The organism is Rhizobacter sp. LjRoot28 (assembly GCF_964253025.1).
Lineage (GTDB): Bacteria > Pseudomonadota > Gammaproteobacteria > Burkholderiales > Burkholderiaceae_C > Rhizobacter.
Genome location: NZ_CAXUQC020000001.1, coordinates 4,545,266 through 4,569,209, shown reverse-complemented (window position 1 = coordinate 4,569,209; position 23,944 = coordinate 4,545,266). Strand labels below are relative to the sequence as shown.

The 23,944-nt window shown below is 70.0% G+C and carries 22 protein-coding genes; 15 read left to right on the top strand and 7 right to left on the bottom strand.

Going from position 1 to position 23,944, the window contains the following annotated elements:
• Positions 1-4 precede the first annotated feature (4 nt).
• Positions 5-517, top strand: coding sequence for a flavin reductase family protein (locus ACSQ2F_RS20980; RefSeq protein WP_436026179.1), 513 nt, complete (start codon positions 5-7; stop codon positions 515-517).
• A gap of 26 nt (positions 518-543) precedes the next feature.
• On the opposite strand, the gene ACSQ2F_RS20975 is transcribed toward ACSQ2F_RS20980, so the two are convergent.
• Positions 544-1,713: a hypothetical protein gene (locus ACSQ2F_RS20975; RefSeq protein WP_436026178.1), complete on the bottom strand. Its 1,170-nt coding sequence runs from the start codon at positions 1,711-1,713 to the stop codon at positions 544-546.
• A gap of 122 nt (positions 1,714-1,835) precedes the next feature.
• Here ACSQ2F_RS20975 and trxC point away from each other — a divergent pair, with 122 nt between their 5' ends.
• On the top strand, positions 1,836-2,276 hold the full coding sequence (gene trxC, locus ACSQ2F_RS20970) for a thioredoxin TrxC (protein WP_436026177.1): 441 nt from the start codon (positions 1,836-1,838) through the stop codon (positions 2,274-2,276).
• A gap of 31 nt (positions 2,277-2,307) precedes the next feature.
• On the opposite strand, the gene ACSQ2F_RS20965 is transcribed toward trxC, so the two are convergent.
• Positions 2,308-4,116: an ABC transporter substrate-binding protein gene (locus tag ACSQ2F_RS20965; protein WP_436026176.1), complete on the bottom strand. Its 1,809-nt coding sequence runs from the start codon at positions 4,114-4,116 to the stop codon at positions 2,308-2,310.
• Positions 4,117-4,189: 73 nt separating this feature from the next.
• On the opposite strand from ACSQ2F_RS20965, the gene ACSQ2F_RS20960 reads away from it, so the two are divergent.
• From ACSQ2F_RS20960 to ACSQ2F_RS20925, 8 genes are all read left to right on the top strand, one after another.
• Positions 4,190-5,128 carry an ABC transporter permease gene (locus ACSQ2F_RS20960; protein WP_436026175.1) on the top strand — a complete coding sequence of 313 codons (939 nt, stop codon included), beginning with the start codon at positions 4,190-4,192 and terminating at the stop codon, positions 5,126-5,128.
• Positions 5,125-6,141 carry an ABC transporter permease gene (locus ACSQ2F_RS20955; RefSeq protein WP_436026174.1) on the top strand — a complete coding sequence of 339 codons (1,017 nt, stop codon included), beginning with the start codon at positions 5,125-5,127 and terminating at the stop codon, positions 6,139-6,141. Before ACSQ2F_RS20960 ends, ACSQ2F_RS20955 begins: the two co-directional genes overlap by 4 nt.
• Positions 6,138-7,853 (top strand): ABC transporter ATP-binding protein, encoded by a 1,716-nt coding sequence (locus ACSQ2F_RS20950; protein ID WP_436026173.1) that lies wholly within the window; start codon positions 6,138-6,140, stop codon positions 7,851-7,853. Before ACSQ2F_RS20955 ends, ACSQ2F_RS20950 begins: the two co-directional genes overlap by 4 nt.
• A gap of 159 nt (positions 7,854-8,012) precedes the next feature.
• A complete protein-coding gene (locus tag ACSQ2F_RS20945; protein ID WP_436026172.1) occupies positions 8,013-8,615 on the top strand; it encodes a TetR/AcrR family transcriptional regulator in 603 nt (200 codons plus the stop codon).
• A 194-nt stretch (positions 8,616-8,809) separates the two neighbouring features.
• Positions 8,810-9,724 carry an alpha/beta hydrolase gene (locus tag ACSQ2F_RS20940; protein ID WP_436026171.1) on the top strand — a complete coding sequence of 305 codons (915 nt, stop codon included), beginning with the start codon at positions 8,810-8,812 and terminating at the stop codon, positions 9,722-9,724.
• A gap of 159 nt (positions 9,725-9,883) precedes the next feature.
• Positions 9,884-10,132: a hypothetical protein gene (locus ACSQ2F_RS20935; protein ID WP_436026170.1), complete on the top strand. Its 249-nt coding sequence runs from the start codon at positions 9,884-9,886 to the stop codon at positions 10,130-10,132.
• 29 nt (positions 10,133-10,161) lie between these two features.
• A complete protein-coding gene (locus tag ACSQ2F_RS20930) occupies positions 10,162-10,344 on the top strand; it encodes a hypothetical protein (protein WP_436026169.1) in 183 nt (60 codons plus the stop codon).
• Between the two features lie 262 nt (positions 10,345-10,606).
• Positions 10,607-11,602, top strand: a complete 996-nt coding sequence (locus ACSQ2F_RS20925; RefSeq protein WP_436026168.1) for a Bug family tripartite tricarboxylate transporter substrate binding protein — start codon at positions 10,607-10,609, stop codon at positions 11,600-11,602.
• 34 nt (positions 11,603-11,636) lie between these two features.
• Here the strand turns inward: ACSQ2F_RS20925 and ACSQ2F_RS20920 are convergent, their stop codons facing one another.
• Entirely contained in the window at positions 11,637-11,915 is a 279-nt protein-coding gene (locus ACSQ2F_RS20920; protein WP_436026167.1) for a DUF427 domain-containing protein, read from the bottom strand.
• Positions 11,916-12,005: 90 nt separating this feature from the next.
• Between ACSQ2F_RS20920 and ACSQ2F_RS20915 the strand changes: the two genes are divergently transcribed.
• Entirely contained in the window at positions 12,006-12,962 is a 957-nt protein-coding gene (locus ACSQ2F_RS20915; protein ID WP_436026166.1) for an extracellular catalytic domain type 1 short-chain-length polyhydroxyalkanoate depolymerase, read from the top strand.
• Positions 12,963-13,008: 46 nt separating this feature from the next.
• On the opposite strand, the gene ACSQ2F_RS20910 is transcribed toward ACSQ2F_RS20915, so the two are convergent.
• Positions 13,009-13,989, bottom strand: a complete 981-nt coding sequence (locus ACSQ2F_RS20910) for a helix-turn-helix transcriptional regulator (protein WP_436026165.1) — start codon at positions 13,987-13,989, stop codon at positions 13,009-13,011.
• A 182-nt stretch (positions 13,990-14,171) separates the two neighbouring features.
• Here ACSQ2F_RS20910 and ACSQ2F_RS20905 point away from each other — a divergent pair, with 182 nt between their 5' ends.
• The 4 genes from ACSQ2F_RS20905 to ACSQ2F_RS20890 all read left to right on the top strand — a co-directional run bounded on the left by ACSQ2F_RS20905 (position 14,172) and on the right by ACSQ2F_RS20890 (position 21,541).
• A complete protein-coding gene (locus ACSQ2F_RS20905; RefSeq protein ID WP_436026164.1) occupies positions 14,172-15,299 on the top strand; it encodes a hypothetical protein in 1,128 nt (375 codons plus the stop codon).
• 397 nt (positions 15,300-15,696) lie between these two features.
• Positions 15,697-17,166: an efflux transporter outer membrane subunit gene (locus tag ACSQ2F_RS20900; protein ID WP_436026163.1), complete on the top strand. Its 1,470-nt coding sequence runs from the start codon at positions 15,697-15,699 to the stop codon at positions 17,164-17,166.
• Between the two features lie 52 nt (positions 17,167-17,218).
• The gene (locus ACSQ2F_RS20895; protein ID WP_436026162.1) at positions 17,219-18,370 is read left to right on the top strand and encodes an efflux RND transporter periplasmic adaptor subunit; all 1,152 of its coding nucleotides are present in this window, start codon (positions 17,219-17,221) and stop codon (positions 18,368-18,370) included.
• Between the two features lie 18 nt (positions 18,371-18,388).
• On the top strand, positions 18,389-21,541 hold the full coding sequence (locus ACSQ2F_RS20890; RefSeq protein ID WP_436026902.1) for an efflux RND transporter permease subunit: 3,153 nt from the start codon (positions 18,389-18,391) through the stop codon (positions 21,539-21,541).
• 70 nt (positions 21,542-21,611) lie between these two features.
• Here the strand turns inward: ACSQ2F_RS20890 and ACSQ2F_RS20885 are convergent, their stop codons facing one another.
• The 3 genes from ACSQ2F_RS20885 to ACSQ2F_RS20875 all read right to left on the bottom strand — a co-directional run bounded on the left by ACSQ2F_RS20885 (position 21,612) and on the right by ACSQ2F_RS20875 (position 23,825).
• On the bottom strand, positions 21,612-22,127 hold the full coding sequence (locus ACSQ2F_RS20885) for a LapA family protein (RefSeq protein WP_436026161.1): 516 nt from the start codon (positions 22,125-22,127) through the stop codon (positions 21,612-21,614).
• A gap of 89 nt (positions 22,128-22,216) precedes the next feature.
• Positions 22,217-22,714, bottom strand: coding sequence for a hemerythrin domain-containing protein (locus ACSQ2F_RS20880; RefSeq protein ID WP_436026160.1), 498 nt, complete (start codon positions 22,712-22,714; stop codon positions 22,217-22,219).
• 124 nt (positions 22,715-22,838) lie between these two features.
• The gene (locus ACSQ2F_RS20875; RefSeq protein WP_436026159.1) at positions 22,839-23,825 is read right to left on the bottom strand and encodes a LysR family transcriptional regulator; all 987 of its coding nucleotides are present in this window, start codon (positions 23,823-23,825) and stop codon (positions 22,839-22,841) included.
• Positions 23,826-23,944 lie beyond the last annotated feature (119 nt).

Below are 23,944 nucleotides of genomic sequence, written 5' to 3'. Positions count from 1 at the left end.
CCGAATGAGTCGTTCCTCGCGTGTCGTGCCACCCAGTTTCTCGTCGCTCGAGTTCCGGCGCGCGCTGGGCATGTTCGCCACGGGCGTCACCATCGTGACGGCGCGCGACGCCACCGGCGCGCTCGTCGGCCTCACGGCCAACTCGTTCAATTCGGTGTCGCTCGACCCGCCGCTGGTGTTGTGGAGCCTCGCGCTGCGCGCCGGCTCCATGCCCACCTTCACCCGCGGTTCGCACTACGCCATCCACATCCTCGCGGCCGACCAGGTGGCCTTGGCGGAACGATTCGCCACGAAGGACATCGACCGCTTCGCCGGACTGCCCTGGCGCGAAGGCGCAGGCGGCGTGCCGGTGCTCGACGGCGCGGTGGCCCGCTTCGAATGCTTCAACCGCAGCCAGTACGAGGAGGGCGACCACGTCATCTTCGTCGGCGAGGTCGAGCACTGCGAACACCGCGTGGGTGGCCAGCCGCTGCTCTACCACGGCGGGCGCTATTACACGGAGCTCCCGTTGTCCTGAGGCGGCGGGGCGCGCCGAGGCGTTCCTCAGCGGCCACCGAGCGTTTCGTACTCCTGCGCCACCGCCGACACCAAGGTGGACGCGAGGGACTCCCGACTCAGCCAACCCGGGCTGTCGTGGCCTGAATGCACGAAGCCGCTGGGCGCATCCACCAGTTCGATGATGGCCAGCCGCGGCTGGCTCGCACGCAGCTCGTCGATGAAGTCGACGATGTCGGGATCGGCCACCGGAAAGCCGGTGAGCAGCACGTCCGGCTCACGATCGCGCAACGCCAGACGGGCCTGCTCCACGTTGGCCGCGGCGTCGGCATGCAGGCCGGCGGCCAGCAGCAGTTCCCTGGCCTGCAGCCGCGAACGGGATCGCGGGTCGAGGACCAGCACCTGGCAGCGGTGCAGGTTCTTGCGCGGGGTTGACAGCCCGGCGGCCGGCTCGGCGCCGTACCAGTTCCCCAACTCGGCCGCCGGGAAGGTGAGCACGAGGCTCAGCATGCTGCCGGATCGCTCGCGACGGCTGGCGATGCCGCTGGCTCGGGCCAGCTGACTCAGCATCAACCAGCGCAGGTCGTCGCTGCCGTCCTGTTCGGCGCCGACGGGCATGGCGCGCGACGTGGCGGGGGTGATGGCGCCGCTTCGCTGCACATCGATGAGCAGCAAGGTCTGCCGGCTCGACGGCTGGGACCGGAGGCGCAGGCTGATGGCGTCGCCGGTGACGAGGGCGTGGTCGAGCGCGAGGTCAAGCAGTTGCTCCAGCACGGCCGGGTCGACCGAGACACGGCTGGCGAGTTCGTCAGGGGCCGCCAGCACCGCGCCGCGGGCCTCGGCCTGTGGCGCCCACAGCACGACGGCGCGCTGCACCGCGTCGGCCAGGTCGACCGACTCGAGCGAACCGACGCTCTCGTGCCCCATCACCCGGGCGACCTGCTGCACCTGCACGCCGAGGTTCTCGAGGCGCCCGAGTTCGGCCAGGCATGCCTGGTAATCCGCGGCGTCCGCCGTGCGCAGCCGTTCCTGGAGCGAGGCCAGCGCGGCGGCGAAGGCCTCGCCCACCTTCGCCAGCAGCCGCGGCGAGACGGGCATGGCAGGTGGCCTCGTGACCGACGGACGCCAAGGCGCCGGCTGCGCGGCTGCGTCGCCCAGCCACATCGGGTCGAGGGGCGCCGGAGCAGCGTGATTCGGGGAGCGGGCATCGACGGCCATGGGCATCTCCTCGGGCCGGCGGAGGTCAGCCCGTGCGGGCCATCCTATGCCCGGCCCGTGGTCGCGTCCACACCGCGCGCAGGGTGAGGTTGAAATCGGTCCGTCCGGCGGCATGTGCAGAAATGGAGTCGACTTCGGAGTTCGCCATGCACCTTGCCTGCCCTCACTGCCTTTCCACCAACCGGGTGCCCGAGGAACGGCTCGGCGACGAGCCGGTGTGCGGCCGCTGCGGCAAGGCCCTGCTCGCGGCGCATCCGATCGAACTGACGGACGAGAACTTCGACGCCTTCGTGGCGCGCACGGAGCTTCCCGTGGTAGTGGACTTCTGGGCCGCGTGGTGCGGCCCGTGCCGCATCATGGCGCCGCAGTTCGAGGCGGCGGCGCGAGAGCTGATGGGCCGCGCCGTGCTGGTCAAGGTGGACAGCGACGCCAGCCCGCGCACGGCCGGCCGCTTCGCCATCCGCAGCATTCCCACGCTCATCAAGCTGGACGCGGGACGGGAGGTGAAGCGCCAGGCCGGGGCGGTGCAATCGGCGCAGATCGTCGCCTGGGCCACGCGCTGAGCGAGCGCCGTTGCGTGGCGCCGCGGCGGGCTCAGCGCTCGCGCCGCATCGTCATGTCGACGTCCATGCGGTGCCACTGGTTGCGCCAGAACGTGGGGCGCCGGTAGCCGATCACCCAGGGCTGCGTCAGGTCGGTGTACAGCCGGTGCACGTTGAACTTGTAGGGCATGTAGGCCACCATCAGCTTCTTGGCTTCGCGGAAGGCCGCCATCCGCTCGGGCCCGTCAGGCAGCTGGTCGATGCGGCGGTACAGGGCATCGAACGCCTCGAGCTTGAAGCGCGAGAGGTTCGAGCCGCCGGAACCGGGACCGTAGGCAAGTTGCAGTGAACCCTGGCCATCCGGCGAGGTGGATGACGAACCGAGTTGCCAGACCATCAACTGACCGGCGCGGGCGCGCTTGAGCTGCTCGGGCCACTGGCGGACCTCGAACTCGAGGCGCACGCCGAGCGCGTCCATGTTCTTCTTCCACAGTTCGTCGAACTGCCGCGAGATCTGGTCGGGCTGGGTGGCGTACCGGATGACGAGCGGCTGGCCATCGGACTGGTCGCGCCAGCCGTCGCCGTTGCGGTCGACGTAGCCGTTGAGGTCGAGCAGCGCCTTCGCACGCGCCAGGTTGAATTCGCTGTTCTCTGACTTGAAATCCGGGTCGTAGCCATAGGTGTGCGGTGCCACGCCGGACTGCGCCGGGATCGCCTGGCCGCGCCGGGCAAGCCGGATCTCGCGTTCAACGTCGGTGGCCAACCCGATGGCACGCCGCAGCGCCACCTGCTGCGGCGTGTAGCCGCCCACCAGCGGGTCTTCCATGTTGAAGTAGAAGAGCGTGACATCGGAGGCCAGGCCCTGGTACATGCGGATGCCGCGCTTGGCGAGGTGCGGTGCGAGTTCCCCGTTCGGCGCGGCGACGTTGACGAACTCGAGCGGCACGCCCACGAGGTCGAATTCGTTGTTGAGGAACGCCAGCCAGCGCGGCTGGCTTTCCTCCACCACGCTCACCTCGACGCGATCGACCATCGGCAGGCGCCGTCCCTTGAAGCGCGCCAGCAGCGCCTGGCCCTCGGCATCGTCCGCGTTGGGCTCGGCGTCGTACAGCACTTCACGGTAGTTGGGATTGCGCTCGAAGACCATCAGCGAGCTGCGCCGCCATTGCGTCAGGCGGAACGGGCCGGTGCCGACGGGGTGTTCCATGATGCGGTCGCCATAGTGCTCGACGACCTCTCGCGCCATGCCGGGCAGGTCGGCCAGCACGTACATGAAACGCGGGCGCGGCGCCTCGAGGCGGATCTGCAGGGTGTAGCGGTCAAGGGCGCGCAGGCCCTCCACCTCGCGGTCGTAGTCGAAGGGCTTCTTCGCCTTGAGGGCGGTCTCGCGCAAGGCGTCGAGGCCGATGATGCCCTCTTCGCTCATGCCGGTGTAGCTCGGACTCTTGAGCGCCGGGTCGAACAGGCGCTTGATGGCGTACACGTAGTCGTCTGCCACCAGTTCGCGCTTGCGGCCCTTGAAGGCCGGGTCGTCGCTGTAGAAGATGCCGGGCTTGAGCCGGACGGTGTAGGTGCGGAAGTCGGCCGAGATCTCCGGCATGGCCGCGGCCGTGGCCGGCTTGATCTTGAAGGGCCGTGCGAGGTGGTCGTACTCGTAGGGCGACTCGAAGATGTGCGAGATGGCGATGTTCGAGTACAGGTCGCTCACCTGCGCCGGATCGAAGCCGGTTTCGGGGGCGACGAAGGGAATGCGCAGAACCTTCGGGGTGGCGGGCGCGGGGGCCTGCTGCGCCCATGCCAGCACCGGCGCCAGCAGCAGCGCCCCACCCAGCCGCCGGAAAAATGCGAGCCATGTGTTCATGCGCCAAGTCTAGGGCCTGTGGCCGTAGACTCGACACCGCATCCACCAACCCTGGTCCCGAGGCTCCCACCGCATGACGGCCTACCTGTTGCGACGACTGTGGCAGATGATCCCGACCCTGATCGGGGTCGTGCTGCTGGTGTTCTTCCTCTTCAAGCACTTCGGAAGTGACCCGGCCGAAATCCTGGCCGGCCAGAACGCCTCGGCCGAGGTGGTGCAGGCCATCCGCGAACAACTGGGCCTGAATCGACCGGTGTGGGAGCAGCTGTGGATCTTCACCAAGCAGATCCTCACCTTCGACTGGGGTCGCAGCTGGGCCACGAACGAGTCCGTCGCCGGACTGTTCGCCAACCGCCTGCCCGCCACCCTCACGGTGATGGTGCCCATCCTCGTGTTGGAAGTGCTGCTGGCGATCCCCTTCGCGCTGGGTGTCGCCTACCTGCGCGGCTCGCTCACCGACCGCGCCATCATGGTGGTGACGACCATTGCCCTGTCGATCTCGTTCCTGGTGTACGTCATCGTCGGGCAGTACGTGTTTGCCTTCCGGCTGGGCTGGTTCCCGGTGCAGGGATGGAGCGATTCGCTGTGGACCAACCTCGTGCGCTATGCGCCGCTGCCGGTGCTGCTGGCGGTGTTCGTGTCGCTTTCGCCGCAGACGCGCCTGTACCGCAGCTTCTTCCTCGACGAGATCGGCAACGACTATGTGCGAACCGCGCGGGCCAAGGGGCTGACCGAGAAGCGCATCCTGCTCACTCACGTGATGCGCAACGCGATGATTCCCATCCTCACCGGCATCGGCGGCGCGCTGCCGGGCATCTTCCTCGGCTCCTTTCTCATCGAGGTGTTCTTCTCCATTCCCGGGCTGGGCCGCGAGGTGCTCCTGGCGGTGAACCGCAGCGACTATCCCGTCATCCAGGCGGTGACCATCTACCTCGCCGTGATCACGATGGTGGTGAACCTGCTGACCGACGTGCTCTACAAGGTGGCCGATCCGCGGGTGGTGCTCAAATGAGCAGGACGACGCAGGGCATCTGGGGCGCGGCATGGCAACGGCTGCGCCAGGACCACGTGGGCATGGTGTCGCTGGCCATCGTGCTGGCCTTCGGGGTGATGGTGCTGCTCGCGGCCACGGGGCTCGTGGCCTCCGACTGGCAACGCGAGCGCGGCGTGTCGAATGCACCGCCCTCCTTCCTCGGGCCGGCGACTGCAACCCAGCTGGCGGCGGTCGCCGTGCCGAAGGGGCCGAACGTCGACCTGGCCGACGTGGACCCGCTGGCGCCGCAGTACGAGGCCTGGCGCGAGCGCGCGGCACAGTACGAGCACAGCGAGCCCGACCGTGCCGAGACCCTCCCCTTCGGCGCCGATCGCCTGGGCCGCGACGTGCTGGCCAAGGCCGTGCAGGGCGCCAAGATCTCGGTGTTCGTCGGCGTGCTCGCGGCGCTGGTCGCCACGGCCATCGGCACCGTGCTGGGAGCGCTCGCCGGCTTCTTCGGCGGCAAGGTGGGCGACCTGCTCGAATGGGTCTACAACGTGTTCACCTCCATCCCGGGCATCCTGCTCATCTTCGCCTTCGCGGCCGTGGCGGGGCGCGGTACCCAATCGGTCGTGCTGATCCTCGGCCTCGCCGGCTGGACCGGCATCTACCGCCTGGTGCGCGCCGAGTTCCTGAAGCACTCCGTGCGCGAGTACGTGCGGGCCGCCGAAGCGGTGGGCGCGAGCACCAGCTCGCGCATGTTCCGGCACATCCTGCCCAACATCAGCCACGTCCTGCTGGTGCAACTCTCGATCCACGTCGTCGGCTTCATCAAGGCCGAGGTCATCCTGTCGTACCTCGGGCTCGGCGTGGCGGTCGACGAGGTCAGCTGGGGCACCATGCTGGCCGAGGCCCAGAGTGAACTCATCCTCGGCCATTGGTGGCAACTGGCCGCGGCCACCGCCTTCATGGCCGTCTTCGTCACCGCGTTCTCGCTCTTCACCGATGCACTGCGCGACGCCCTGGACCCCAAGCTGCGAGGACTCGAATGAACACCCAGCCGCTGCTGCTGAGCCTTCAGGACCTGCATGTGGCCTTTCGCACCGGCGTCGAGGACGGCGTCGTGCAACGGGTCGAGGCGGTGGGTCGCGGCGACACGGGGGTCAGCTTCGACATCCCGGAGCACACGACCGTGGCCCTGGTCGGGGAGTCGGGGTCGGGCAAGTCGGTGACGGCCATGTCGATCCTCAACCTTCTGCCGGACAACGCCGAGCGTCGCGGCCGCATCCTGTTCCAGGGCCGGGACCTGCTGCAGGCCGACCTGCGGGCGCTGCAGGCGCTGCGCGGGCGGGAGATCGCCTGCGTGTTCCAGGACCCGATGAGCTCGCTGAACCCGGTGTTCACCATCGGCCGGCAGGTGAGCGAGCCGCTGCGCCGGCACCTGGGCATGTCCGCACGACAGGCGCTCACCCGTGCCGAGGCGCTGCTGGAGGAGGTCGGCCTGCCGGAACCGCGGCGCCGCCTGGCGAGCTACCCGCACGAGTTGTCGGGCGGCCAGCAGCAACGCGTGATGATCGCCATGGCGCTGGCCTGCGAGCCGCGGCTGCTGATTGCCGACGAGCCCACCACGGCACTCGACGTCACCATCCAGCGCCAGATCCTCGAGCTGCTCGCCACGCTCAAGGACAAGCACCGCATGAGCATGCTCTTCATCAGCCACGACCTGGGGGTGGTCGGCGAGATCGCCGATCAGGTGGTGGTCATGCGCCAGGGCACGGTGCGCGAGCAGGGGCCGGTCGCCCGCATCTTCTCGGCGCCACAGGACGCCTACACCCGCGCGCTGCTGGCCTGCCGGCCGGCGCTGCAGGTGCAACGCTCACGCCTTGCCGCGATCGACGACGTGCCTGGCCCGCCCCCCGCGCCGCCCAAGCCGAAGGATCCGGAGGCCCCCGTGGTGCTGCGGGTGCAGGGCCTGACCAAGGGCTTCTGGGTGCGCGAGGGCATCTTCGGCCGCCGGGCCTTCCAGGCGGTCAAGGGTGCGAGTTTCACGCTGCGGCGAGGCCACACCCTGGGCGTGGTCGGCGAGTCCGGATCGGGCAAGACCACCATGGGCCTCACCTTGCTGCGGCTGCACGATCCGACCGGGGGCCCCGAAGCCGGCGAAGTCCTCTTCGACGGGCGCGACCTGCTCAAGTTGTCGGCACGCGAGATGCTGCCGGTGCGCCGACGCATCCAGGTGGTGTTCCAGAATCCCTATGCCTCGCTGAACCCGCGCTTCGCGATCGGCAAGACGCTGGTCGAGCCGATGGCCATCCACGGCATCGGCGCCTCCACGGCCGAGCGTGAGCAGCGGGCGCGCGAGCTGCTCGCCCGTGTCGGGCTCGACCCCTCGGCCATGGACAAGTACCCCCACGAGTTCTCCGGCGGGCAGCGCCAGCGGGTGGCCATCGCACGCTGCCTGACGCTGGACCCCGACGTGCTGGTGCTCGATGAAGCGGTGAGTGCCCTGGACGTCTCGGTGCAGGCCCAGGTGCTGAACCTGCTGAAGGACCTGCAGGACGAGCGCGGCCTCGCCTATGTCTTCATCAGCCATGACTTGGCGGTGGTGCGCTTCATGGCCGACGAGGTGATGGTGATGAAGGACGGTGCCGTCGTCGAGCAGGCGGGCGTCGAGCAGGTGCTCAACCACCCCCGCGAGGACTACACCCGGCGGCTGCTGGGAGCGATCCCGCGCGGCTATGTCGCGGGATCGACGACAGCCTGACCGGGCCTGCGCGGCCGCCCGGGCCCTCCCGCCGCACGGGCTTGCACTTCGGGACATAGGCGGTCACGGGGATCGCAACCCGGACGCATCGGCCGTCGGCGAAAGAAACCCGCATCGCGGCCCCTTGCGCTCTCGCACGATCGTGCTAAATTCGGTGTCATGGAAACCCGAACCGAACGCAGTGAAGCCACCCTCGGGGCGATCGTCGAGACGGCCTTGCAAATGGCCCTTGCCGATGGCCTCGAAAGCCTGAGCCTGGGCGAGGTGGCCAAACGGCTCGGGCTGTCCAAGAGCGGCGTCTTCTCGCGCATCGGCTCCCGGGAGGCCTTGCAGAAGGCGGTGATCGACGAGTACGCCAAGCGCTTTCTGCAGGACGTCTTCATGCCGGCCATGCGCCAGCCGCGCGGATTGCCCCGGTTGAACGCCATCATGGAGCGCTGGATGGCCCGGCTCGAACCGTTCGACTCGGCCGCAAGCTGCCTGTATTGCGCTGGCGCCTTCGAACTCGACGACCGCGAGGGCCCGCTGCGCGACCTGCTCCTGGAGCACGAACTGTATTGGCGCGCCTCGCTGCGCCGCACGGTGGAGCAGGCCATCGAGGCCGGCCATCTGCGCGCTGACACCGATGCCGATCAGCTTGTGTTCGAGCTCGACGGCCTGTTCATCGCACTTCTTCGCGAGACGCGCTTCTTCCGTGACCAGGCTGCCCACGCGCGCGCGTGGAAGGCCTACGAGCGGCTGATCGGATCCCACGCCCCCTGACGGCGACACGGAACGCGGCCGCGGCCAACCGCGGCCTTTTGTTGGCTCACACTTCGCACGCTCGTGCGAGATCAGGAGATTCTCATGACTGCATGGTTCATCCTTGCCGGCTTGCTGGTTTGCAGAGGGGCCTTGATCGCGGCCCGCCTCTGGCGCGCCGTGCCGCGGAACAACAGCGACTTCGGGTGGCCGCAATGAGCGCCGCGCCCGACGCGACGGCCAATCCGGTGGCGGCGTTCTACGGAGGCCAACGCCTTTCCCGCGCCCTGGGCCGCGGCCTGGCCACGCTGCAGTGCCTGGCCCCGCGCTGGGCGGAGCGCCTGGCCTTCCGGCTGTTCTTCACGCCGCTGCCGACCAAGCAAGCCGCGCGACGCAAGGCGCTGCCGCCGGGCTGGTCCGTCGATTCCTGGGCCTTCGAGGCGGGCACGATGGCGGTCTATCGCCGACAGGCTGCCGACACCAGTCGGCCGCGCGTGCTGCTGGTCCACGGCTGGGCCGGCCACGCCCTGCAGATGCACCCGCTCGCCGAAGCGGTGGCAGCCGCGGGCCTGGAGCCCGTGCTGCTCGAGTTCCCGGGGCACGGCCGTGCGGCCGGCTGGGGCTCCACCCTGCCGCAGTTCGTGCGCGGCCTCTGGGCCGCTTCGGCGCGGCTCGGACCGCTGCACGCCGTGATCGGGCATTCGATGGGCGCCCTGGCCGCGGCCCATGCAGCCGCACATGGCTTGCCGGTCGCCAGGCTGGCACTGGTGGCCACGTCGCCCCCGCCTCAGTTGGTGCTGGGCTGGTTCGCCCGAGGTTTCGGCCTGGATGCCGCGCTGGCCGCGGGCCTGCGTCGGCTCATCGAGCAGCGCGAGGGCCTGCCGCTCGAGCAGTTCGAGGCCGAGCGCCTCGGGCCGCGCCTGCCGGCCGCCACCCTCCTCGTCCATGATGAGGACGACTTCGCCGCGCCTGCGGCGCTGGCGCGCCGGCTGCTGGCACACATGCCTGGTGGCGATTGGCTGACCACCCGGGGGCTCGGGCACCGCCGGCTTCTGAGCGACAGCGAGGTACTGCAACGGGTGGCCGAACACGTCACACGCCCCGTTGCCCTTGACGTTTCGAGTCAGTGATGTAACCGCCGGCTTACCGCTTGGCCACAATTTGGCGGCCCTTGCGGCCCGGGTGGCCCCGAAGGGGCGAAAAAAGCACTGGCACGGAAGCTGCGCTTGGACGGCCATGCCGACCGCCCACCCGGTGGTCGAAGCACCCGAAACAAGGACGTCGTTGTCATGCCCAAGAAGCCGCCCCGCGCCACCCGCACCCGGTGCCTTGCCCGCCCTGCCATGCCCAGCTGCCGCGGGGGTGTTTCCTCGCTGCTGCGCCTGGCCCAGCCCGTCTCGCCGCGCAAATCCTCGCACGGCATGGACGTCTCCGGCTGGTTCGCCCGCGCCGCCAGTGTGCTGACGCCGCTGCCCGGCCAGGTGCTCGACGTTCGTCCCAGCGAATTCGCCCCCAGCCAGTGGCTCGTGGGTCACTGATTTCCGAACTTCCCTGACCGAGGCTCCTCATGGCCCTGCCCGATCTGCGTCCGGTGTCCCAGCTCGAAGGCGCGCGCAAGCCCGCCATGCCTAGCACCATCCGTCCGCTCACGCCGCCCGCCGGGCGCGTGGCGCCGGTGCTGCAGCGGCACAGCGTGCCGAGCCAGTTGTCGCTGTTCCCGCCGCCGGGCCTGCGGGCCGGGGCGCGCTGAACGGCGCCTGGGCAGCCCGCCAGCCGGCGTGCCGGCGGCACCTGACTCCCGGCCGTGCGGGCCGGCGAGCAACGTATTTCTTTCGATTTCCTGGCGCGTGTCACACGACCAAGGGAAGCGGGCAAACCGAGGTGGATGAGAGCGAGTCCTCGGCGCCCTGTCCCGCTTCCCTTCTTTTTTGACACCCGCACCCTGGGGCTTGCCCGGGGAGCTTCCGCCGGCGGATGGCTGCAAACTGGCCTTTTCGCTTTCGGGACGCTCGATGACTTCACTGCCTCGTCGCCACCTGTTGGTGGCCGCCGGTGCCGGCCTCTTCAGTTCGCCGTTCTCGCAGGCAGAGGCTGCCTGGCCCGCCAAGCCGGTACGCATCGTCGTGCCGTTCGCACCCGGCGGCACGACCGACATCCTGGCCCGCACGATGGCGCCCGAACTCGGCCGAGCGCTCGGCCAGACCTTCGTCGTGGAAAACAAGCCGGGCGCCGGCGGCAACGTGGGCGCCGACATGGTGGCCAAGTCCCCGGCGGACGGCTACACGTTGCTCATGGGCACGGTGGGCACCCATGCCATCAACCAGTCGCTCTACCCGAAGATGCCCTTCGACCCGCTGAAGGACTTCGCCCCCGTCACTCTGGTGGCCGGCGTGCCGAACGTGCTGGTCATGAACCCCGCCAAGGCCGAGGCGCTCGGCATCCGGTCGGTAGCCGACCTGATCCGCCACGCCCGCGCCAATCCGGGCAAGCTCAACATGGCGTCCAGCGGCAACGGCACCTCCATCCACCTGAGCGGAGAGCTGTTCAAGAGCATGACGGGCACCTTCCTGCTGCACTTCCCGTACCGCGGCTCCGGTCCGGCGTTGCTCGACCTGATCGGCGGCACCATGGACCTGATGTTCGACAACCTGCCGTCGGCCATGCCGCACATCAAGGCGGGCAAGCTCAAGGCGCTGGCCGTCACCTCCGCCGAGCGAAGTGCGGCCTTGCCCGAGCTGCCGACCATCGCGGAAGCCGGCCCGGTGAAGGGCTTCGATGCCAGCTCGTGGTTCGGCTTGCTGGCGCCGGCCGGAACGCCGGCCGAGATCGTCTCGCGCCTGCAGCAGGAGAGCGCCCGCGCCCTGGCCACGCCCGCCGTGAAGGAGCGGCTGCTCTCGCAGGGGGCCATTCCGGGCGGCAACACGCCCGCGGAGTTCGCCAGCTACATCGCCGCCGAGACGCGCAAGTGGGCGGCGGTGGTGAAGCAGTCCGGGGCCAAGGTGGATTGAGCGCCTCCCGCGGTGCCTCTGGCGGCCTCGGCCATCACTCCACGCGCACGCCCTTCCAGAACGCGACCCGGCCCTTGATCTCGGCCGCGGCCTCCAGCGGCTCCGGGTAGTACCAGACCGCGTCCGGGTTCATCTCCCCGTTCACCAACAGGCTCATGTAGTGGGCCTGGCCCTTCCAGGGGCAGCTCGTTCGATGGTTGCTGAAGGCGACGTACTCCCGGCGCAGGGCGCTTTCAGGGAAGTAGTGGTTGCCTTCGACAACCACGGTGTCGTCACTCTCGGCGATGGTGACGCCGTTCCAGGTGGCTTTCATGGGACTCCTCGGGATCGATGGGCCCGACGGCCGGGCATCGTTCGATGGTAACGGGGCCGCCGTTACCATGGGCGCGGAAGGACTGCCTCGATGAAACGGATCGCCCGGACCCTCGCTGCCTGGCTTCGCCGGGCCCTCGCCGCCGTTCGCCGGCTGTGGCGAAAGCCCCTGCCCTCCGTGCCGACGGACGGGCGTTTCGACGCCGGCGTGCTGCTCGCCGCCAGCGGTCCGCGGGCCTACAAGCTGTTCATCCCGGGGCGGCGCGGGCGGGCGATGCCCCTGGTGGTGATGCTGCATGGCTGCACCCAGGACCCCGACGATTTCGCCCGCGGCACCCGCATGAACCAGCTGGCCGACGAACGGGGCTTCCTGGTGCTCTATCCGGCCCAGCCGGCCCGCTCCAACGCCGCCAAGTGCTGGAACTGGTTCTTGCCCGGCGACCAGCGGCGCGACGCCGGGGAGCCGGCCATCATTGCCGGCATGGTGCGCCAGGTGGCCCAGCAGCACCCAGTGGACGCGGAACGCATCTATGTCGCCGGCCTGTCCGCGGGCGCTGCCATGGCCGCCATCCTGGCCAGCGAGTACGCCGACCTCTTCGCGGCAGCGGGCGTCCATTCCGGTCTGCCACCGGGGGCGGCCGAGGACGTCGCATCCGCCTTCGCGGTGATGCACACCGGTCGATTGCGCCCGGGCCCGCGCCGCCCGGCACCGGCCCGGCCGTCCCGACCCACCATCGTCTTCCACGGCGACAACGACAAGACCGTGCACCCGGTCAACGGCCAGCACGTCGTCGACCACACGCTGGCCGGCGTCTCGGCGGCGCGTTCGATGCAGCGCGGCGAGGCCGGCGGACGGCACTACACCCACACCGTCTACGAGGCCGCGGACGGCACGCCGCTCGTCGAGCACTGGGAGGTGCACGGTGCGGGGCATGGCTGGTCGGGCGGGGATCCGGCCGGCAGCTTCACCGAGACCGCCGGTCCTGATGCAAGTCGCGAGTTCATCCGCTTCTTCGAGCGGCACCGCCGGGCGCGGCAGGCACGCTGAACCAGGCGAGCGGCCGGGCGGGTGCGGCGGATCTGGCCGGGCCGCGTCAGCGGTACTGCGCCAGGGCCTTCGCGAGCCGGGCCTTGATCGCCAGGGCCAGGGCGCGATCGCCCACCACCACGACGCGGTCGCCGTGCCGAAGGATGTCCATGGTGAGTTCGGTCGGGTCGCTGTAGGGCACCTGCAGCTCGTAGCGCCCGTCGTCCAGCCAGCGCGACTTCTGCCGCGCATGCCATTCCTCGCCAGCCACCCACTGGGCGGCATCGGCATCGAAGACCAGAGTCGCCCATTTCAGCTTGGCGTCGCCGCCGCCGTAGATGCCGTAGCCGGCGTCCAGCTCGGCTTCCAGGTCGCGGATGGCGACATTGCGGGCGCGGGTGTCGAGCGCGCGGGCGTCCTGCACGGCGTCGAGCGCGAACCGCCGCAGGCCCTCGCTGCCGTGGCACCAGGCATCGAGGTACCAGGTGTTGCGGTGGTTCACCAGACGCTGCGGTGAGACTTCCCGTTCGCTCGTGCTGCGGTCGCTTCGCTTGAAGTAGCGCAGCCACACGCGCCGGCGCTGCACCAGGGCGCTGCCGAGCAGCTCGAAGTAGCGGCTGGGCGAACGCCGTCGGGCCGTGACGATCACCTTCACCCGGCGCATGAGTTCGCGCGCCTCGCTCTCGTCGGCGCCGAGCATGCCCTGCAGCTTGTCCATCATCGGCTGGAGGTGGCGCGCCAGCACGCCGTCGTCGTCGAGCCCGGCCATCAGCTGGTGCATGGTCAGGAGGGCGTGGATCTCCTTCTCGCTGAACCACAGGCCCGGCAATTCGTGGCGACCGGCCGCACCCGGGGCGGCGTCGAAACGGTAGCCGTTGTCGAAGCGGTCGTAGACGATGGGGGCGCTGAGGCGGTCGCGCAGGTACTGCAGGTCGCGCTTGAGCGTGGCGCGTGACACCCCGAGTTCCTCCAGGAGGGCGTCGAACGACACGCAGCCGCGGCTGCGCAGCAGCAGTTCGATCTTGTAGAAGCGTTCGGTCCGGTCCATGGTGTCCTCCATGCGCAGGGCTCATGGAATGAGCCGGCCCACGTGATGAGCGCTCTCGGACGGAACAGGATATCAAAACGGCGGGATCACTTTCTGCTGGCAGGCTCACCTGGTGAGCCACCGGGCCGAGACACTGGCTTCATCGCTGCAACGGTTGCAGTGAACAGGAACGGAGCCCCCGAATGACCGCCGATCTGCAGATCTCGCACGACCACGCCGCCAGCACCCTGACGACCCACGAGCACATCGGATTCGAGCTGGGCTGGGACTTTGCCCACTACGACGTGCACCTCCCGGCACCCTACGACCATGAGCCCTCGCCGCTGCGAAACGGCCGCCTGGCCGGCGCGGCGACCTTCGGCCGCCGCACCCTGCAGCCGACCCGCCACGTCCGCAAGTGGCTGCAATTGCGCTTGCACGCCTGGCTTCGCGGCCGCAGCGTGGAGCTGGTGCAGGTGACGCCGCACTACCTGCAGCAGATCGACACCTCGCACTGCCCGATCACCCGCGTGGCCCTGAGCAGCGCCACGCTCGAAGGCACCGATCCGTCCATCGACCGCGTGCGCAGCGACGCCGCCTACGCCGCCGGCAATCTCGTGGTGATGAGCACCAAGGCCAACCATGCGAAGGCTGCCCACGGCTACCGCGACGCCCTCGGGTTCGTGCGGCGCATCGAGGCCGAGGGCCTGGGCGGGCTGGGCGGCCTCACCGCGGCCCAGTGGGCCCGCACCGCCGTGCTCTGCAGCTTCGTGGAGAAGCTGCCGCATGCCGAGGCCTGCACCTTGCCGCTGCTGGTGCTGCCGCCCAACCGCCTGCGGCTCTTCAACCCGGTGCAGGCCCTGCAGGCCTTCATCAGCCTGCAACTCGCCACGCCCGGCTGGAGCAGCCGCCTGGCCCGGTTCGAGGACCTGCTGCCCGGCAAGGCCGTGAAGCGCGCCTTCCAGATGTTCTTCCATGCGCTGCTGCCGCGTGTGCTGGAGGCCGGCAAGACGAACGAACCGCAGGCCGTGCGCTGGGCCATCGAGGATGCGTGGCGCAACCCGCTGGCCCTGCAGCGCTGGACGGCCTTTGCCAGCCAGCTGAGCGAGGCCCAGTGCGAAGCGCTCGTCACCCGGGCCAGCCAGCGCAAGCTCGGCACGACCCGCGTCGACCGCGTCACCGACGCCCAGGCGGTGGACGGCTGGAACCTAGACTCCCGCGGCTATGTGCCGCACGGCGTGCTGATGCGCCGCCGGATGGCCCGCTCGGTACCGGCCACGGCGCAGGCCGCGCTGCGCGCACCGCAGCAGGCGAACCTGCCGCTGCAGTGATTTCGCGGCGAGCGCCCGAGGTGCTGCTGACACAAGGGTGTCAGCAAGCCCGGGGCAAGATGCCGGATTGGCGCGAAGCGGCATCGGCGGCTGCGTGCCAAGCGCCCGGTCCGGGCCTACACGCTGGTCCGGCTCGGGGCTATCCCTAGTTTCTTTACAGATGAGACGCGTACCGGCACACGAAACGCTGCCGGTTTCAGTACGATGCGCCGCTTGTGCTCGCTGCCTGCGCCGGTGGTGGCAGCCAGGCTGAGGTGCGCGACTCAACAGGGGCCGGTGCCCGACGTGCGCCAGCCGCCCGCTCGTTCGTTCGTCCGCTCGTTCGTCCGTCCGGCATTTTCCCTTCTGCGCTCAGCGCTCCGAGGCGCCGCGCATCCCTCCCGAAAGCATCGACGTCGTGACCTGCCGCCGTTCTGCCCCGCTTGCCCTGGCGCCTCTCGTGGCCACCGTGTTGCTCCTGTCCGCCTGTGCCAGCGGCCCGCCACCCCAGGCCGTCACCGAGGACGCGACCGTCTCGGCGCAGTGGCATGCCCCGTTGCCTCATGAAGGGCGCGTCGGCGAGCTCGGCCGCTGGTGGCAGCAGTTCGAAGACCCGCTCCTCGACTCGCTGATGGCAGCCGCACAGGCGGCCAGCCCGACGCTGGCATCCGCGCGCAGCCGCATCGAGCAGGCGCGCGCCAACCGCGTGTCGGCGGGCGCCGCGCTCGGCCCCACGCTCGACGCCACTGCCAGTGCCTCGCGGGGCCGCCAGGAGTTGTCGATGCCCATCGCGAACACCGCCACCGCCGGACTGGCCGCGGGATGGGAACTCGACCTCTTCGGTGGCGGACGTGCCGCCCTCGCGGCAGCGAGCGCCCGCTTCGAAGGCGCCCAGGCCGACTGGCATGCGGCCCGGGTGGCCGTGGCGGCGGAAGTGGCCAACGCCTACCTGGGCTTGCGCGCGTGCGAAGCGCAGCGGGTCAAGACGGAGGCCGATGCGCGTTCGCGCGCCGAGACCGCACGCCTCACCGACCTGGCCGCCGACGCCGGGATGGAGGCGCCGGCCAATGCGGCGCTGGCGCGAGCGAGCGCCGCGCAGGGCGAGAGCGTCCATCTGGCCCTCAAGGCGCAGTGCGACAACACGGTGAAGTCCCTTGTCGCCCTGACCGCCCTCGACGAGACCGACCTGCGCCGCCGCCTGGCCGAGCGCAGCGGCACCCTTCCCGCTCCCGCCGGCCTGACCGTGGCCGCGGTGCCGGCGGAGGTGCTCAACCAGCGGCCCGATCTCTACACCGCCGCGCGGGACGTGTCGGCTGCGAGTGCCGACCTCACGCAGGCCCGGGCAGCACGCTGGCCGCGGGTGAGCCTTGCCGGCTCGATCGGCCGGGTGCGCGTCGAGACCTCGGCGGCCACGGCCGAAGGCACGACCTGGGCCGTCGGCCCCGTGGCCATCACCCTGCCCCTGTTCGATGGCGGCGCGCGCCGGGCCAATGTGGACGCTGCCCGTGCACGCTACGACGAGGCCGTGGCCCTGTACCGCGCACGGGTGCGCGATGCCGTGCGCGAAGTGGAACAGGCCCTCGTCCTGCTCGAGAGCACGTCGGCACGACGCGAGAACGCCCGCATTGCCGCCGAAGGCTTCGACACCTCGTTCCGGGCTGTCGAGGCGCGTTACCGCGGCGGCCTGGCGAGCCTCTTCGAACTGGAAGACGCCCGCCGCAGCGCCCTGCAGTCGCAAGTGAACCTGATCGACCTGGAGCGCGACCGCGTGTCCGCCTGGGTCTCGCTCTATCGCGCGCTGGGCGGCGGCTGGTCATCCGACGCGCCGCCCCCGACCGAGCCCGACCGCGCTGCGGCCGAGGCGCGCACCAATGCCACGCCGCGCTGATTCGCTCGCCCCTTCCGTGAGTTGCCCCGAACCCCGTCCCCGGATCCTGCCCATGAACGCTCGTCTGCAGCCCTTCGTTCTCACCATCGCCGCCGCCTTGCTCCTGCTCGGCGCCCTCACCTACAGCGCCCGCGCGGCCGACCCGGAGCCGGCTGAGGCCCCACGCCCCGCACTGACGGTCACCGTGGTGCAGCCGCAGCGCATGGCCATCCCGATGCGCATCGCCGCCAACGGCAACATCGCCCCCTGGCAGGAGGCGAGCGTGGGCACGGAGGCGAATGGCCTGCGGCTGGCCGAAGTGCGCGTCAACGTGGGTGACAGCGTGAAGCGGGGCCAGGTGCTGGCCACCTTCGCGCCGGAGACGGTACTGGCCGAACAGGCGCAGATCAAGGCGTCGGTGGCCGAGGCCGAGGCGGCACTCGCCGAGGCGGCCGCCAACGCGCAACGGGCGCGCGACCTGCAGACGACCGGCGCGCTGAGTGCACAGCAGATCAACCAGTACCTGACGGCGGAGCGCACCGCCCAGGCGCGGCTGGAGGCGCAGCGCGCCATGGCCCGGGCCCAGCAGCTGCGGCTCGGCCAGACCCGCGTGGTGGCCCCCGACAACGGCATCATCTCCGCCCGTTCCGCCACCGTCGGGGCGGTGCTGCCCGCAGGGCAGGAACTCTTCCGACTGATCCGCCAAGGCCGACTCGAATGGCGCGCCGAGGTGCCCGCGACCGACCTGGGCCGGGTCAAGCCGGGCCAGGCCGTGGAGGTGATCGGTGCCTCCGGCTCGCGGCTGGCCGGCAAGGTGCGCATGGTCGGTCCGACGGTCGATGTGCAGACCCGCAATGGCCTGGTGTACGTCGACCTGGCGAGCAGCGACGAGGCGCGTGCCGGCATGTTCGCCCGTGGTGAGATCGAGATCGGCAGCAGCCAGGCCACGACCCTGCCGCAGAGCGCGGTGAACCTGCGTGACGGCTTCCACTACGCCCTGCGCGTCGGTCCGGACAACAAGGTCAGCCAACTCAAGCTCAAGGTGGGCCGCCGACTGGGCGACCGCATCGAGGTGCTGGACGGCCTGCCCGCGGACGCCCGGGTGGTGGCCAGCGGTGGCGGGTTCCTCGGCGACGGCGACCTGGTGCGCGTGGTGCAGGCGGCGAACGCCGCCTCTGCGCCAACGCCCGCGCCGGCCCAGGCTGCCGCACCGGCCGGCCGCTGAGCGAAGGAACTTCCCATGATGAACGTTTCCTCGTGGTCGATCCGCAACCCGATTCCCGGGGTGCTGCTGTTCATCATGCTCACGCTCGTGGGCCTGGTGAGCTTCAGCGCGATGAAGATCCAGAACTTTCCCGACATCGAGCTGCCCACGGTGACGGTGGTGGCCTCCCTCCCGGGAGCGTCGCCCGCCCAGCTCGAAACCGAGGTCGCGCGCAAGATCGAGAACTCGCTTGCCACGGTGCAGGGCATCAAGCACATCTACACCAAGGTGCAGGATGGCACGACCACCATCACCGTCGAGTTCCGCCTGGAGAAGACGGTGCAGGAGGCCGTGGACGACGTGCGCGACGCGGTGTCGCGCGTGCGCTCCGACCTGCCCGCCGACCTGCGCGACCCCATCATCTCGAAGGTCGAGCTGTCCGGCTCACCCATCCTCACCTACACCGTGGCCTCCTCGCGCATGGACGAGGAGGCGTTGAGCTGGTTCGTCGACAACACGGTCGTGAAGTCGATGCTGACCGTCAAGGGCGTGGGCGCCGTGTCGCGCGTGGGCGGTGCGGCGCGCGAGGTCCATGTCGAGCTTGACCCGGAGCGCCTGCTCGCCCTGAACGCCACCGCGGCCGACATCTCGCGCCAGCTGCGCCAGACGCAGACCGAGGCCTCGGGGGGCCGCACCGACGTTGGCGGCGCCGAGCAGTCGGTGCGCACCATCGCCACGGTCCGCTCGGCCGATGAGCTGGCCGCGATGGAGATCGCCCTCAGCGATGGCCGGCATGTGCGCCTGGACCAGGTGGCCGAAGTCTCGGACACCGTGGCGGAGAAGCGGTCCGCCGCCCTGCTCAACGGCCAGCCGGTCGTGGGCTTCGAGATCACCCGCACCCGCGGCGGCGGCGAGACCGAAGTGGCCGCGGGCGTCCGCCAGCAGCTGGAAGTGCTGCGCGCGGCCCACCCCGAGGTCACCTTCACCGAGGCGTTCAACTTCGTCGACCCCGTTCAGGAGAACTACGACGGCTCGATGATGCTGCTCTACGAAGGCGCGGTGCTGGCCATCATCGTGGTGTGGTTCTTCCTGCGTGACTGGCGCGCCACGCTGGTGGCCGCGACCGCCTTGCCGCTGTCGGTCATCCCCGCCTTCGGGGTCATGTACCTCTTCGGCTTCACGCTCAACGGCGTGACCCTGCTCTCGCTGTCGCTGGTGGTCGGCATCCTGGTGGACGACGCCATCGTGGAGATCGAGAACATCATGCGCCACCTGCGCATGGGCAAGACGCCGTTCCAGGCGGCCATGGAGGCCGCCGACGAGATCGGCCTGGCCGTCATCGCCACCACCTTCACGCTCATCGCGGTCTTCCTGCCGACCGCCTTCATGAGCGGCGTGCCGGGCAAGTTCTTCGTGCAGTTCGGCTGGACGGCCGCCATCGCGGTGTTCTTCTCGCTCGTGGTGGCCCGCATGCTCACGCCGATGATGGCCGCGTACGTGCTGCGCCGGCCGCGCAAGGAGCACCATGAGGGGCGCTGGATCTCGATCTACATGCGCTGGGCGCAGTGGTGCCTGAAGCACCGCATCAAGACGACGCTCGCCGCGGTCGTGTTCCTCGTCGGTTCGTTCATGCTGGTGCCGCTGCTGCCCACCGGCTTCATCCCGCCGGACGACCTGTCGCAGACGCAGGTGACGCTCACGCTGCCGCCGGGCAGCACCTTCAAGCAGACCTTTGCCGCGGCCGAGCAGGCGCGGGCCATTCTCGAGAAGAACGAGCACATCAAGCTGATCTACACCACCGTGGGCGGCGGCGCGACGGGCGCCGACCCGTTCGCGCCGGCCGGCGTGCCCGAGGTGCGCAAGGCCACGCTCACCATCAACATGACGCCGCGGGGCGAACGCAAGGGCTTGAGCAAGCAGGCCATCGAAGGCCAGCTGCGCGAGGACCTTGCCGTGGTGCCCGGCGCGCGGGTGAAGGTGGGCCTCGGCGCCTCGAGCGAGAAGTACGTGCTGGTGCTGGCCGGCGAAGACGGCCGGGTGCTCAGCGAGCACGCGGCCAAGGTCGAGCGCGAGCTGCGCACCATCAAGGGCATCGGCGGCATCACCTCCACCTCCAGCCTCGTGCGCCCGGAGCTCATCGTCCGACCCGACTTCGCCCGTGCGGCCGACCTCGGCGTGACGTCGACGGCCATGGCCGAGACGCTGCGCATCGCGACCGCGGGCGACTATGACCAGGGGCTCGCCAAGCTGAACCTGTCGCAGCGGCAGGTGCCCGTGCTCGTCAAGCTCGCCCCCGAGGCGCGGGCCGACCTCGACCTGCTGTCACGGCTGGCGGTGCCCGGCGCGCGCGGCCCGGTGATGCTGGGCAACGTGGCCTCGCTGAACATCGAGAGCGGCCCGGCCGAGATCGACCGCTACGACCGCCAGCGCAACATCAACTTCGAGATCGAGCTCAACCAGCGTCCGCTCGGCGAGGTGGAGCGCGAGGCACTGGCCTTGCCGAGCCTGCGCCAGCTGCCGCCGGGCGTGATCCAGACGACGGTGGGCGACGCCGAGGCCATGGCCGAGCTCTTCGCGAGCTTCGGCCTCGCCATGCTCACGGGCGTGCTGTGCATCTACATCGTGCTGGTGCTGCTGTTCAAGGACTTCGTGCAGCCGGTGACCATCCTCGCCGCCCTGGTGCTGTCGATCCCGGGCGCCTTCCTGGCGCTGTTCCTCACGCGCACGGCGCTGTCGATGCCCTCGATGATCGGGCTGATCATGCTCATGGGCATCGCGACCAAGAACTCCATCCTGCTGGTGGAGTACGCCATCATGGCGCGCCGCGACCGGGGCATGTCGCGCTGGGACGCCCTGCTCGATGCCTGCCACAAGCGGGCGCGCCCCATCGTGATGACGACCATCGCGATGGGTGCCGGCATGATGCCGATTGCGCTGGGCATCGGGGTCGACCCGAGCTTCCGGGCCCCCATGGCCATCGTGGTGATCGGCGGGTTGATCACGTCCACCTTCCTCAGCCTGCTCGTCATTCCGGTGGTGTTCACCTTCGTCGACGATGCGGTGCAGTGGGTCGGCCGGCGGTTCCATCGCCACCCGCATGCGCATGACGACGCCGGTGAGCCGGGTGGGCCGGGGCCGCAGTCGGCATCCGGGAGCAGCCCGGAGCCGGCCATCACGCCCCCACGAAGCTGAATCGGCAGCCGGGCACAGGCGGGGGCCCGGTGGGCACAACGCCTGCGTGCCGCGGCGCGGCGCGGCATGGTCAGCGTGAAACGAGGACGTCGTTCCGCTCGTACTGGGCCGGGACGACGCGGGCCCGCTCGAGGCGGTCTTCCAGTTCGCCGATGTAGGCGGACAAGGTGTTGGCCGTCTCCTCCTGGGAGGCGCGGGCCGCATCCTGCACACGGTCCATGCGCGAGACGAGCACGGCGCGCATCTGTTCCTGGGCGACGGACACGGTGGACAGCTCGTTGCTGAGGAAGGCACGCAGTTCGGTGAAGCGGGATGCCTCGGCCTTGTCGGCCAGCTCGCGCTGCGTCTGCAGTTCGCGTGTGAGGCGACGGGCCTCCATCAGGGCGCCCGCCTGAAGGGACATGGCCCACACGACGAACACCACGCTGAAGAAGACGAGCATCCCTAGCATCACCAGGCCCAGCGGCGCCTGCACCGTGGTGACGCCGAGCGACAGCGCGGTCGGCGTGGTGAACGCATCCCAGTTGAGCAGGGCGAACAAGCCCACGAGCGTGAGCCCGAGGAAGACGACGATGGCACGAATCATGTTGGACTCCCGGTCTGGCAATGAGTCCCAGCGTAGTCCCCAGCCCGGTGCGGCGCTGTAGGACGCGAGCGCGTCCGGCCCCTCAAGAATCAGTGAAGGGGCGCGGCCGCATCGGTCTCGTCGGCCACCGCCTCGCGGGGCTCGCCTTCGGCGCGCAGCTGCTGTTGCAGGGCCAGCATCGCCTCGCCCAGGGTGTCGAGCTCGGCCGGGTCCATCAGCTTCTGCACCTGGGGAAAGAGGTGGTTCTCCTCTTCCTTGTGGTGGTGCTCGGTCTGCTCCTGCAGCACCTTGGCCTTGGGCTTGAAGGTCGCCTCCCCGGGGTCGAGTGCCAGCAGGTCGGCGAGCAAGCGCTTGAGCGACAGGTGCTCTTCGAGGGACTCCATCAGGATGTCCTTCGTGCGCCGGGCCTTCACCGCCGGATAGAACACCTGCTCTTCCGAGGCGATGTGCACCGTCAGGTCGTCGCCCGCCTCGGCGAGGAGCGCCCGGCAGCGGGCGGCCGATCCGGCGTCGACGGCGGTCATCAGGTCGTCGAACTTGGATTCGAGCGTGCGGTGCTGGGTGATCAACAGGTCCACGGCGTTCATGGCGGCTCCTCGGCGGGGTGAATGAGCGACTCGCAGGCGGAATCGCGGTGTGTGAATAGCGCGCAGCGTAGGCCGGACAGCGACGCCCCGCGAGCGTGTAGGACGAGATTCCCCCGCGTCCCGCTCAGTCAGCCGGCATCGTCCGCACACGCTGCGAGGCGGCGATGCGTTCGGCGCGCAGGCGCACCGAGCGGGCCTCGGCCGCCTGGCAGCGGGACGGCGAGAACTCGGCTTCCAGTGCGTCGAGGAACACCCGCGTGCGGGCCGGCATCAACCGACGGCCGGGAAACACGGCCCAGGCCTCGATGGGCGGCAGCTGCCATTCGGCGAGCACGGGCACGAGCTCGCCAGCGGTCAGGTACGGTTCGGCGAAGTGGTCGGTGACCACGGTGATGCCGGCACCCGCGCGCGCCAGCCGGATGAGCAGTTCCGGCGAGTTGGCCGTGGCCCGGCTCGGTGGCACGCCGCTCCAGACGGCGTCGCCCCGCGTCAGCAGCCACGGCCAGGGCTCGCGCTGCTGGGTGGTGAGCTGCAGGGCATCGTGCCGCAGGAGGTCTGCCGGTTCGGCAGGAACACCGCGGCGTTCCAGGTAGGCCGGCGAAGCGTACAGGCCCGACGAGAAGGTGGCGAGCCGCCGGGCGGCCAGGTTGGCGTCGTCGTCCAGGTCGCCGATGCGGATGGCCAGGTCGAAGTTCTCGCCGATGAGATCCACGCGGCGCGGCGACACGTCGACCTGCAGGGAGATCGCGGGATAGCGGGCGGTGAAGTCGGTCATCAACTGACCGAGCACGATGTTGGCGAAGTCGCCGGGCATCGAGATGCGGAGCCGCCCGCTCGGCTCCACCTGGCGGTGCTGGGCCAGCTGCGCGGCGGCCTCGACCTCGGCCACCACCTGGCGCGCATGCTCGAGCACGCTGTGGCCGAAGTCGGTGAGGGTGAGCTTGCGGGTGGTGCGCAGCATCAGGCGCTCGCCCAGGTTCGCCTCCAGGCCGGCGATGCGGCGCGACACGGTCGACTTGGGCAGGCCGAGCCGCTCACCGGCGCGGCTGAAGCTGCCTTCTTCGGCGACACGCGCAAACATCAGCAGGTCATTGGGTTCCAAGGTGCTCATCGCCACTCCGTTCCGTTGATGGAACAATGTTATCCATTTAGACGACTTCCGGGTTGCAAACGGGACAACTACAGTCAAGCCATCGACTCACCCCCCGTACCGCTTCCGAAAGGTCCCCG

Coding starts and splice junctions, on each gene's coding strand:
- ACSQ2F_RS20950 (WP_436026173.1), top strand. CDS start 6,138: ATGAACACCCAGCCGCTGCTGCTGAGCCTTCAGGACCTGCATGTGGCC.
- ACSQ2F_RS20915 (WP_436026166.1), top strand. CDS start 12,006: ATGAAACGGATCGCCCGGACCCTCGCTGCCTGGCTTCGCCGGGCCCTC.
- ACSQ2F_RS20960 (WP_436026175.1), top strand. CDS start 4,190: ATGACGGCCTACCTGTTGCGACGACTGTGGCAGATGATCCCGACCCTG.
- ACSQ2F_RS20940 (WP_436026171.1), top strand. CDS start 8,810: ATGAGCGCCGCGCCCGACGCGACGGCCAATCCGGTGGCGGCGTTCTAC.
- ACSQ2F_RS20895 (WP_436026162.1), top strand. CDS start 17,219: ATGAACGCTCGTCTGCAGCCCTTCGTTCTCACCATCGCCGCCGCCTTG.
- ACSQ2F_RS20885 (WP_436026161.1), bottom strand. CDS start 22,127: ATGATTCGTGCCATCGTCGTCTTCCTCGGGCTCACGCTCGTGGGCTTG.
- ACSQ2F_RS20965 (WP_436026176.1), bottom strand. CDS start 4,116: ATGAACACATGGCTCGCATTTTTCCGGCGGCTGGGTGGGGCGCTGCTG.
- trxC (WP_436026177.1), top strand. CDS start 1,836: ATGGAGTCGACTTCGGAGTTCGCCATGCACCTTGCCTGCCCTCACTGC.
- ACSQ2F_RS20890 (WP_436026902.1), top strand. CDS start 18,389: ATGAACGTTTCCTCGTGGTCGATCCGCAACCCGATTCCCGGGGTGCTG.
- ACSQ2F_RS20930 (WP_436026169.1), top strand. CDS start 10,162: ATGGCCCTGCCCGATCTGCGTCCGGTGTCCCAGCTCGAAGGCGCGCGC.
- ACSQ2F_RS20920 (WP_436026167.1), bottom strand. CDS start 11,915: ATGAAAGCCACCTGGAACGGCGTCACCATCGCCGAGAGTGACGACACC.
- ACSQ2F_RS20875 (WP_436026159.1), bottom strand. CDS start 23,825: ATGAGCACCTTGGAACCCAATGACCTGCTGATGTTTGCGCGTGTCGCC.
- ACSQ2F_RS20910 (WP_436026165.1), bottom strand. CDS start 13,989: ATGGACCGGACCGAACGCTTCTACAAGATCGAACTGCTGCTGCGCAGC.
- ACSQ2F_RS20880 (WP_436026160.1), bottom strand. CDS start 22,714: ATGAACGCCGTGGACCTGTTGATCACCCAGCACCGCACGCTCGAATCC.
- ACSQ2F_RS20935 (WP_436026170.1), top strand. CDS start 9,884: ATGCCCAAGAAGCCGCCCCGCGCCACCCGCACCCGGTGCCTTGCCCGC.
- ACSQ2F_RS20925 (WP_436026168.1), top strand. CDS start 10,607: ATGACTTCACTGCCTCGTCGCCACCTGTTGGTGGCCGCCGGTGCCGGC.
- ACSQ2F_RS20980 (WP_436026179.1), top strand. CDS start 5: ATGAGTCGTTCCTCGCGTGTCGTGCCACCCAGTTTCTCGTCGCTCGAG.
- ACSQ2F_RS20955 (WP_436026174.1), top strand. CDS start 5,125: ATGAGCAGGACGACGCAGGGCATCTGGGGCGCGGCATGGCAACGGCTG.
- ACSQ2F_RS20945 (WP_436026172.1), top strand. CDS start 8,013: ATGGAAACCCGAACCGAACGCAGTGAAGCCACCCTCGGGGCGATCGTC.
- ACSQ2F_RS20905 (WP_436026164.1), top strand. CDS start 14,172: ATGACCGCCGATCTGCAGATCTCGCACGACCACGCCGCCAGCACCCTG.
- ACSQ2F_RS20975 (WP_436026178.1), bottom strand. CDS start 1,713: ATGGCCGTCGATGCCCGCTCCCCGAATCACGCTGCTCCGGCGCCCCTC.